Origin of the sequence: Micromonospora sp. D93 (genome assembly GCF_018070365.1) — a bacterium.
GTDB lineage: Bacteria > Actinomycetota > Actinomycetes > Mycobacteriales > Micromonosporaceae > Micromonospora > Micromonospora ureilytica.
The window spans coordinates 182,326-190,891 of sequence record NZ_JAGPXW010000010.1 but is presented as its reverse complement, the minus strand read 5'-3'; the positions used below and the strand labels follow the sequence as shown (position 1 = coordinate 190,891).

Here is an 8,566-nt window from a genome sequence, read left to right as displayed (position 1 = left end):
GGCCAGGGCGCGGGCGCCGGCCGTACGCCCCGCAGTGCGCCCCCGCCCCCGCCCCCGCCGCGCCCCCGCCGCATGATCAACTCGGTTTCGGTGAAACCGCGGTGTCCCGGCGCTTCGGATGCCCCGACTTCCAGAAAGTCGAGTGGATCAACCGGACCGACCCGGGCGGTGCGGTACGCGAACAGCTACGGCCGGCGGGGGTGCCTGGGTGCACGGGCTCGACGACTCGGGTACAGTGGTGCCGCTTGCGGGTGTAGTTCAATGGCAGAACATCAGCTTCCCAAGCTGACAGTGCGGGTTCGATTCCCGTCACCCGCTCCAACGCGAAGGCCCTGATCAGGACGAGAGTCCCAGTCAGGGCCTTCGACGTTCCACGATCATCGACCACGCGACGTGCCAGTCACGGGAGCACCGACCGGGCTTCACCTTCAGGCTCTGGCCGCTTCGAATTCCGCACCAGCTGGGGCAGGTGGGGCGCCGAGTGGGAACTCGCAGACGGTGCGCCAGGGGCTCACGTCCGGGGTTCCGGCGATGAGCCGGACCCTGTCGATGGCCGCCTTGATCGGTAGGAGTGCGGAGACGGTCTCTGCAGCGTGGCTCAGCACGGGCTTGGCGGCGTCGTGACCGATGGTCAGGTGCGGCACCACTTCCGTATGCGCCCCGGCGTACGGGGGCGCCTCGGGAAACCGCTGCCACACCGCCGTAGTGAGCTCCCGGAACGGACGGTCTGGTTGCGGCGCAAGCCAGACGACCGTCTCACCGAACCAGCCGACCTGTGTCAACGCGACGTCGAACTGCGGTATCCCGGCGATGGTCTCGCGCAGCACGGCCAAGGTCCGCTCATCGATCTGCTGCGGAGGTAAGAACGGGTAGAGGATGGTGACGTGCGCTGGCACGCCCCAGGAGGCAGCCCGGTCGAGCGATGCCCGGAACTGGCCCACCGCCTCCTCGGCCTCGGGTATCGGCACGATGAGCGCAGTCTGTGTCGGTTCCATACCCAAAGCTTCCGACCATGCCTGGTGCCGGTCCACTGTCAGCCGTCCGTTCTCAGAGTCCGGACCGCAGTCGTGCGGCGAGAAAGGACGGCCGTTCGGTGAGACGGGTGTACGCGGCTTCGTCGACCTCTCGGAGTTCGGCGCACGGCCGTGGCTCGACGAGCTTCTCCAGAGTGAATCCGGCGTCCAGGAGTTCGCCGAGGAATGTTTCCAGCGTCGTGCGCTGGAAGTGGAGGACCCCGGGCCCGTGCGGCAGGTCGACCCAGGACTGGTCGTAGTAGGAACCGCCGAAGTATCGCCAGTCAGCTGTCGGGTGAGTGATCGAGATGACCAGCCAGCCGGCGGGACATAGCACTCGACGCATCTCGGCGAGCAACTGTCGCCGGTTGGTCACGTGGTGGATGACCAGAGCGCAGACGATCCCGTCGAAGGACGCGTCAGCGGCGAAGTCCAACGGCTGCTCCAGGTCGTGCAGGCGCAACTCCGCCCGAGCGGCACGTGAGTGGGCATGGCGGAGCAGGGTGGCGCTTGCGTCGATGCCGGTCACCCGGGCGCCACGCGCCAGCAGTTCGGCTGCGTAGTGGCCGGCACCGCAGCCGACATCGAGGATGTCCGCGTTGGCGACGTCACCAGCGAGCGCCAGCATCGCCGGCCGATCGGTGTACGCGTTGTAGGGGCTGGTGTTGGCGTTCTGCGCGAAGAACTCACCGAGTTCGTCGTGATAACCGGTCTCGGTCGCCATCTGAGCACAATCTATCGGTAGTCGGCGAAGATTCGACGGTCGACACCATCGACGGTGATCGGGCCGCCGTGCGGGAGGATCCACTGCGGTCTGGTGTGGCCGAACGGGACGCCGACGCAGACGACTGCCTCGGGGTTGTAGTGGGTCACCACGTCGACGACCGTGTCGCGCTGCTGCTCGCGTAGCCGTGCCCGATCTGCGGCAGCGGGTCGGCGGGCGTGGTCGGAGACCGGCGGACGGGCGACCAGGACCGCGTGGACAGCGCTGAGAAGACCGCGTTCACCGAGTGATCGGACGATCCAGCCGACCTCGCGGGCGGGGAGAAGCTCCTCCGACGTCTCGATGATCAGCACCCCGCCGTGCAGCGCCTCGGGGGGAAACGGAAAGCGTCCCGCCGTCAGGATCCACTGGATGACTTCCAGGCAGCCGCCCCAGGTGGGGCCGGTGACCGCGCGGGGCGGCCCGTACCAGCTCCACGGCTCCGTCGGCTCGCGCTCTCCGAAGGACTTCAACGCCTGCGGATCTGCCCAGTCGATGCCGACGTCCCCGGACTCACCCGGGTCGGTGATCTCCAGCTGTTCCCCGGTGAGTAACGCCGCTCGCAGCGACCGGGCGTGGATGTCGTCCACGGCTGGCCCGGGGCCGAGGTGCACCTGGGAGGATCCGCCGTAGAAGCTGGCGATGCCGAGGCCCCAGAGCCAGTGGTGCAGGTTGGTGTTGTCGCTGGTGCCGAGGAACGGCTTCGGGTCGGCTCGGGCCAGGTCGGCGTCGAGGTGGGGGATGACAGTGATCTGGTCGTCGCCGCCGATGACGGCGAGAATTCCGCGTACCCGGGGATCCGCGAAGGCGGCGTTGATGTCCGCGGCCCGCGCTGCCGGGCTCGCACCGACCTGGCGGGTGGTGGGGTATTCGACCGGAACGAGGCCGGTCAGGTCAGCGAGCCGTCGCATGGCCTGCTCGTGGATCCCGGGAAAGGCGCCTGCCGCGGCGAAGGACGGCGAAAGGACCGCGATGTGGTCGCCTGGACGTGCCTTCCGAGGACGGACGAGCTCATGCTCCATGTCGAGATCCAACAGGTGCGCGAGCCCGTACGCATCTCATTTCTCCGGGGTGAAGTAGGGCTCGGCTGCCTCCAGCCGGGGCACCTCCACGCCCAGCCTGCGCGCCTCCGCAAGGGTGTCGCGGCAGACCGCGCGCAGTTCCTCGGGGTTGGCGTGGGCCTCCATGACCAGGCGCATCGGCGGAAAGTGCCTGAACAGCCAGGCCATCGCCGGTGCTGCCAGCCAGACGGGAGTGGTGAAGGGCAGTAGCTCGCTGCGGTGCCGCCGCAGATCGACGCCCCGAGCCTCGACGAGCGGCAGGAGTTCGCGGGTGGCAAGGATCGCTTCGCGTACGTTGCCGGGCGTCAGCTTGGACAGCGAGCCCAGCTTCAGGCTCTGCGTGTGCAGGCCCGCGTTCTGGACGAAGTGGATCCACAGCCAGCCACGGAAGTCGGAGTTTTCCTGGAGCCTGAACCCCGCCTCACGAAACACCTGGCGCACGGCCCGTTCGCGCTCGGTCGGTGGCCGGTCGAAGGTGCCGAAGAAGACCACTGGCAGCAGAGCCCCGTGCAGCACTCCGTCGTCGCCGAACCCGCCGCCGGCCCCGGGAAAGCCCCAGGTCACCTGGTCAGCGGGAAGGTGTTCGGTCGCGGTCAGCGGCTCGACCCACAGGTTGTTGAAGACGAGCACTGTGGCTCCGCCCACACGCGGTCCCAGGAAGGCCGCGGCTTCCGCGAAGCCGTAGTGCTGCACGCTGAGCACGATCAGGTCGAAGTCGTGGTCCGGCTCCAGCGACTCGCGGTAGCGCACCGGCCACCTCTCAGCGACCCGCTTCCCCCACGGCCGTCGCCGGGCGTCAAGCAGATCAAGATCAATCGCATTGCCGTACGCGGTCGCCCGCCCCGGCCGGACATAGAACTCGACATGGTGCCCGGCCCGTTCCAGAGCCCACCCGTACGTCGCACTGATCACGCCCCGGCCGAACATCAAGATCTTCACGCGGCACCTCGTACCCTATAATTGGAGATCGTCTCCGGTTCTCAAAATATGGAGACAGTCTCCACTTGTCAACATGGGGCCCTACGTGACCGATGCCAAGCCACTGCGCGCCGACGCCCGCCGCAACCGTGACGCCCTGATCGCCAAGGCCCGGGAGCTGTTCGCCGACGGCTGCTTCAACCTGCGCTTCGACGACTTCGCCAAACTGGCCGGTGTGGGCACCGGCACGCTCTACCGCCACTTCCCCACGCGCGAAGCCCTGGCCGAAGCGGTCTACCGCGAAGAACTCACCGCGATGTGTGAGCGCGCCCACGAGCTGCAAGCCACCCTCCCAGCCGACGAGGCGCTGGAATCCTTCCTGCGTGGCTTCGTGGACCACCTGCACTGCCACGAGGGCCTCGCTCGGACGCTCGCCACGCTCATGGCCACCCAGTCGGGCGCGCTGGCGGAGGGCGCCCAAGCCCTGGGCCAGGTCATCGACGACCTCCTGGCCGCCGCCGTCAAGACTGGAACCATCCGTGGCGACGTGGGTGTCGGCACCATCATGATGGCTCTGCACGGCATCTGTGCGGCCTACGACCACCCGACCTACCGAACCGACGCGGACGGTGTCGTCACCCTCGTCCTTGCCGGCCTCCGCCGCACGGAAGCATGAGCAGAGTCGGCCTTGTGCCAACCCAGCCCCTGTGCTCAGGTGGAGGCTGTGTTCACCGAAGCCTTTCCGATCGTGACGACACCTGACCTGCCAAGACTCATCGCGTTCTACCGGGACGTGGTCGGCTTCGAGCTGACCTACCGGTTCCCGGACGAGGGCGCCCCGGAGTTCGTCGCCCTGCGGCTGGGCAGCAGCGAACTCGGCCTGGCCGCCAACCCGGAGGCTGGCGGGCCGGCCGACTCGCACCGCTGGGAGTTGTGCGTCTACGCCGACGACTGCGACGCGGCCGTGGGCGAGCTGCGCACGGGTGGCGCGACAGTGACCGAGGAGCCGGTCGACCAGCCGTGGGGTGAGCGCTCCGCGCGGGTCACCGACCCCGACGGCAACCGGTTGCTGGTGCTGGCCCGGCTCTAGAGGACCGTGCCGCGGGTCATCGTCTCCAGAACAGGAGATGGGTGACCCCGCTGGGGCTGGGCACCGACTCGAGGTGGAAGCGGTCGAGCAGTTCGGTGGGGCTGTCCCACAAACGCTCACCCCGTTCGAGGTCGACGGGCGCGACGGCGATGTGCATCGTGTCGACCAGGTCGGCCTCGAGGAACTCGCGGATCACGGCCACCCCACCACCGAGGCGTACGTCCCGACCGTCGGCTGCCTGCTTCGCCTCGGCCAGTGCCTCGGCCGGGCTGACATCGCGGAAGTGGAACGTGGTGTCGGACAGGCTGAACGACGGGCGTTCGTGGTGGGTGAGCACGAAGACCGGCGTGTGGAACGGCGGATTGTCCCCCCACCATCCCTGCCACTCGTGGTCCTCCCAGGGGCCACGCTGGGGGCCGAACTTGTTGCGACCCATGATCTCCGCGCCGATGTTGCACTCGGCGTCGCGGGTCAGGTAGTCGTCCAGGCCACGGCTGCCGCCCGGCTCGGTGCGATACACGAAGCTGGCGGTGGCGGCCCGCCAGGAGAACAGCGCGGTGGGGTCCGCGTGACCGAAGGGCCGTTCCAGGCTCTGCCCCTCTCCGGTCCCGAACCCGTCGCGCGAAACGTTGAAGCACTGCACCCGCAACAGTTGCGGCATGGTGTCTCCTTCTTCCTTCGATGGGCCGTGGTTCAGTTCGCGGTTACCGTCGGGCCGCCTCCGCGGCCCCGATCGTCGAGTACGAGCGGGGCGCGACCGCGCACCGCGTACCGGATGTGGGTCACCTGTGGGGTGGCAAGGACGCGGGTCGGCGTCAGCTCGACTCCCTCCCGGTCGCCCAGGTCGAGGTCCGCGTCGAAGAGCCGCAGGCCGGTGCCGAGCACGACAGGTACGACGTGCAGCTCCAACTCGTCGAGCAGGCCAGCCTTGAGCACCTGCCGTACCAGGCTGCCGCCCCCGGCCACGGCGACATCCTTGCCGCCGGCCACGGCGCGCGCCTGCTCGACGGCGCTGGCCACACCATCGGTGACGTAGGTGAAGCTGGTGCCCCCTCCCTTCAGCAGCCGCTGGCGGGGGCGGTGGGTGACGACGAAGACCGGTGCGCGGAAGGGCGGCTCCTCACCCCAGGGGATCTCACCCCCGTCCGCCATCCGGCGTCCCATCACGTACGCCCCGGCCGCACCGAACGACTCGGCGATCACCTCGGAGTTGGTGTCCTGCTCCCCGCCGGCGAAGCCCTGCCGTTCGCGCCAGGCAGCCGCCTCGGTCGCCCACCGGGTGACCCGGAAGAACTTGGCGCTCTCCGCCGAGTCCATCCAATCGCCGTTCCCGTCGAACTGGGGGCCGGCGTAGAAGCCGTCCACCGACACCGACAGCTGTGCGGTCACCTTCGTCATCGCGCCTTGTCCCCTCCTCGGGCGACACCCCGCCTGGGTGCCGCTCCTCGAGGGGTCGGAGCCGAACGCCACGCCCCTACCGGGAAGAAGTGTGACCTGTGTCACCTGTGGGCTCGGTCAGGTGCCATGTCCCGGCGTGTTCCGGATCCCGTGACCAGCGAGCCACGCGGTCGTCGTCATCGGCACCGCGATCGCGCCGAGGTCGGCCACCGCCGGACTAGGGTGGCGATCATGCGGATTGGCATCGTGATCCTGCCGGACCAGCGGTGGGCGGAGTCGCAGCGTCGGTGGCGGCAGGTCGACGAGTGGGGTTTCGACCACGCCTGGACGTACGACCACCTGGGTTGGCGTGACCTGGTCGACGGTCCGTGGTTCGACTCGATGGCCACGCTGACCGCCGCCGCGACAGTGACCTCGCGGATTCGGCTGGGCACCCTCGTGGCGTCGCCGAACTTCCGGCACCCGGCCGCGTTCGCCCGACAGATCACCACTGTGGACGACATCTCCGAAGGCCGGCTGCTGCTCGGTCTGGGTGCGGGCGGCATCGGCTTCGACTCGGCCGTGCTGGGCGGTGAGACGCTGCCGCCGCGGCAGCGGGTCGACAGGTTCGCCGAGTTCACCGAGCTGTTGGACCTCATCCTGCGGGAGGACGGCACCACCTGGCGCGGCGACTGGTTCGCCGCGGTGGACGCCCGCAACAACCCCGGCTGCGTGCAGCAGCCTCGGGTGCCGTTCGTGGTGGCTGCCAACGGGCCACGGTCGATGCGGTTGGTGGCCCGCTTCGGGCAGGGGTGGGTGACCACCGGCACCGGTGACGACAACGACCTGGCGGGTTGGTGGGCCAGCGTGTCGGCGCTGTCCGCGCGGATGGACCGGACCCTGGGCGAGGCCGGCCGCGACCCGGCCAGCCTGGACCGCTACCTCTCGCTGGACGCCGCGCCGGTCTTCTCGCTCAGCAGCGCACAGTTCTTCGCCGACCAGGTCGGCCGGGCCGCCGAGCTGGGCTTCACCGACGTGGTGACGCACTGGCCGCGCGCCAGCAGTTGGTACGCCGGTGACGAGGCCGTCCTGGTGGACGTGGCGACGCGGTTGCTGCCACAACTACGCGGCTGAGGCCGACCCGCCCGCCGGCTCAGGTGCCGAGGTCGCCGCTGGCCACACCGCCCTCGCCGCCGGAGACCAGCCGGAAGCGGAGGCAGACGATCGGGGCGTCGCCGTCGACAGGTGTGCCGAGCCTCGCCCAGTAGGCCGAGTGCCCGGCCCGCCACTCCTCGATCGAGCGGTCACCCTCGCCCTCGGCGTGGGCGAAGTCCCAGGGCACGTCGGCGAAGCGGACCACCTCGAGTCCGGTGATCTCCACGACGCCGGCCAGCGCGTTGTCGTCGTCGACAAGGGCCAGGCGTTCGCCGACGTGCTCCAACTCCTCGCCCTCTTCCGCGTACTCGGCGAGCCGGCCGGCCGTCGCGGTCTTCACACCGGCCAGCACCAGGGTGTTGAGGGTTGCCCGCAACTCGCCGGGGGTGCCGAGGGCGAGGGCGCGCAGTTCACCGATCCGAGGCCACATCCTGCCGAGGCTAGGCCAGCGCGGCTCGGGCCGCCGCCGCAATACGCCTCGTCGAGGGTCCCGCCGCTCATCCGCCGATCGTCGGTGCTCAACCTCGCTTCAGGTCAAGAGGGCAGATCCGCGGCGTCGATCAGGCCGGTGATCCGTAGGTCGGCCGTGACGTCGGGCGGGCAGTCCACTGCCACCACGGCGGTGCCCAGCACCTCGGCGCCCCGTGCGGCGCAGATGTCGTAGAGGGCGCGAAGCTGCGCGCCGGTACGCACCCAGTCGTCCACCACCAGCACCCGGTCGTCGGGGCCGAGGTGCCGATCCCGTACGGCGAGGTCGACGCGTCGGCCCCGGTAGTCCGGTGGGCTCTGCGCCCAGGTGAGCGGCCCGGCCGGCAGTCGCCCGTCACCGAGTTTGTGGGCGGCCACGAAGCCGACCCCGAGGGCGGTGGCGGCCAGCGGCCCGAGCAGCAGCCCGGTGACGGCCGGCGCGAGCACCACAGTGGGTCGGGCGGCCCGGTACGGCTCCACCAGGGCCGGCCCCAGCTCGGCCAGCACCCCCGGGTCCCGCCACCAACCGGAGATGTCGCTGACCAGGTGGCTGGTGCCCGGGCCGGGGTCGATCCACCGAAACAGGGTGGCCAGGCGTTCGGTCAGATCGGCGGGCATCCGCTCATCCTGCGGCACGGACGGTGGGCGTGGCGGCACCCGGGCCACCCGGCCCACCCCGGGTCGGATGATCGGCTACACGTACTTGTGCAAATGCGGGCAT

Annotated in this window: 11 protein-coding genes and 1 tRNA gene; 4 read left to right on the top strand and 8 right to left on the bottom strand. The window is 69.8% G+C overall.

All coding sequences use genetic code 11. From position 1 onward, the window contains the following. Positions 1-247: 247 nt before the first annotated feature. Positions 248-321, top strand: a tRNA-Gly gene (locus KBX71_RS14645). Between the two features lie 107 nt (positions 322-428). On the opposite strand, the gene KBX71_RS14640 is transcribed toward KBX71_RS14645, so the two are convergent. Genes KBX71_RS14640 through KBX71_RS14625 form a run of 4 tightly spaced genes read right to left on the bottom strand, consistent with a single transcriptional unit; the run spans position 429 to position 3,776 of the window. Beyond that, complete coding sequence (locus KBX71_RS14640) at positions 429-1,031, bottom strand: 2'-5' RNA ligase family protein (protein WP_307847073.1); 603 nt, start codon at positions 1,029-1,031, stop codon at positions 429-431. A 16-nt stretch (positions 1,032-1,047) separates the two neighbouring features. Then, entirely contained in the window at positions 1,048-1,737 is a 690-nt protein-coding gene (locus KBX71_RS14635) for a class I SAM-dependent methyltransferase (protein WP_210818416.1), read from the bottom strand. A gap of 11 nt (positions 1,738-1,748) precedes the next feature. Further along, the gene (locus KBX71_RS14630) at positions 1,749-2,798 is read right to left on the bottom strand and encodes an LD-carboxypeptidase (protein WP_210818415.1); all 1,050 of its coding nucleotides are present in this window, start codon (positions 2,796-2,798) and stop codon (positions 1,749-1,751) included. A gap of 36 nt (positions 2,799-2,834) precedes the next feature. Further along, a complete protein-coding gene (locus KBX71_RS14625) occupies positions 2,835-3,776 on the bottom strand; it encodes a ketopantoate reductase family protein (protein WP_210818414.1) in 942 nt (313 codons plus the stop codon). A gap of 85 nt (positions 3,777-3,861) precedes the next feature. Here KBX71_RS14625 and KBX71_RS14620 point away from each other — a divergent pair, with 85 nt between their 5' ends. Continuing rightward, positions 3,862-4,431, top strand: coding sequence for a TetR/AcrR family transcriptional regulator (locus KBX71_RS14620; protein WP_210818413.1), 570 nt, complete (start codon positions 3,862-3,864; stop codon positions 4,429-4,431). Between the two features lie 72 nt (positions 4,432-4,503). Next, positions 4,504-4,845, top strand: coding sequence for a VOC family protein (locus KBX71_RS14615; protein ID WP_307847072.1), 342 nt, complete (start codon positions 4,504-4,506; stop codon positions 4,843-4,845). Between the two features lie 16 nt (positions 4,846-4,861). Here KBX71_RS14615 and KBX71_RS14610 read toward each other — a convergent pair whose 3' ends face one another. Both KBX71_RS14610 and KBX71_RS14605 read right to left on the bottom strand, forming a co-directional pair. Beyond that, complete coding sequence (locus KBX71_RS14610) at positions 4,862-5,506, bottom strand: dihydrofolate reductase family protein (RefSeq protein WP_210818411.1); 645 nt, start codon at positions 5,504-5,506, stop codon at positions 4,862-4,864. A 32-nt stretch (positions 5,507-5,538) separates the two neighbouring features. Next, on the bottom strand, positions 5,539-6,243 hold the full coding sequence (locus KBX71_RS14605) for a dihydrofolate reductase family protein (protein ID WP_210818410.1): 705 nt from the start codon (positions 6,241-6,243) through the stop codon (positions 5,539-5,541). A gap of 231 nt (positions 6,244-6,474) precedes the next feature. Here KBX71_RS14605 and KBX71_RS14600 point away from each other — a divergent pair, with 231 nt between their 5' ends. Beyond that, positions 6,475-7,356 (top strand): LLM class flavin-dependent oxidoreductase, encoded by an 882-nt coding sequence (locus KBX71_RS14600; RefSeq protein WP_210818409.1) that lies wholly within the window; start codon positions 6,475-6,477, stop codon positions 7,354-7,356. Positions 7,357-7,375: 19 nt separating this feature from the next. On the opposite strand, the gene KBX71_RS14595 is transcribed toward KBX71_RS14600, so the two are convergent. Together KBX71_RS14595 and KBX71_RS14590 are read right to left on the bottom strand one after the other, a co-directional pair. Then, positions 7,376-7,807, bottom strand: coding sequence for an ASCH domain-containing protein (locus KBX71_RS14595; protein ID WP_210818408.1), 432 nt, complete (start codon positions 7,805-7,807; stop codon positions 7,376-7,378). A gap of 104 nt (positions 7,808-7,911) precedes the next feature. Next, complete coding sequence (locus KBX71_RS14590; RefSeq protein WP_210818407.1) at positions 7,912-8,463, bottom strand: phosphoribosyltransferase family protein; 552 nt, start codon at positions 8,461-8,463, stop codon at positions 7,912-7,914. Between the last annotated feature and the right edge of the window lie 103 nt (positions 8,464-8,566).

Coding starts and splice junctions, on each gene's coding strand:
- KBX71_RS14610 (WP_210818411.1), bottom strand. CDS start 5,506: ATGCCGCAACTGTTGCGGGTGCAGTGCTTCAACGTTTCGCGCGACGGG.
- KBX71_RS14630 (WP_210818415.1), bottom strand. CDS start 2,798: ATGGAGCATGAGCTCGTCCGTCCTCGGAAGGCACGTCCAGGCGACCAC.
- KBX71_RS14605 (WP_210818410.1), bottom strand. CDS start 6,243: ATGACGAAGGTGACCGCACAGCTGTCGGTGTCGGTGGACGGCTTCTAC.
- KBX71_RS14595 (WP_210818408.1), bottom strand. CDS start 7,807: ATGTGGCCTCGGATCGGTGAACTGCGCGCCCTCGCCCTCGGCACCCCC.
- KBX71_RS14590 (WP_210818407.1), bottom strand. CDS start 8,463: ATGCCCGCCGATCTGACCGAACGCCTGGCCACCCTGTTTCGGTGGATC.
- KBX71_RS14600 (WP_210818409.1), top strand. CDS start 6,475: ATGCGGATTGGCATCGTGATCCTGCCGGACCAGCGGTGGGCGGAGTCG.
- KBX71_RS14635 (WP_210818416.1), bottom strand. CDS start 1,737: ATGGCGACCGAGACCGGTTATCACGACGAACTCGGTGAGTTCTTCGCG.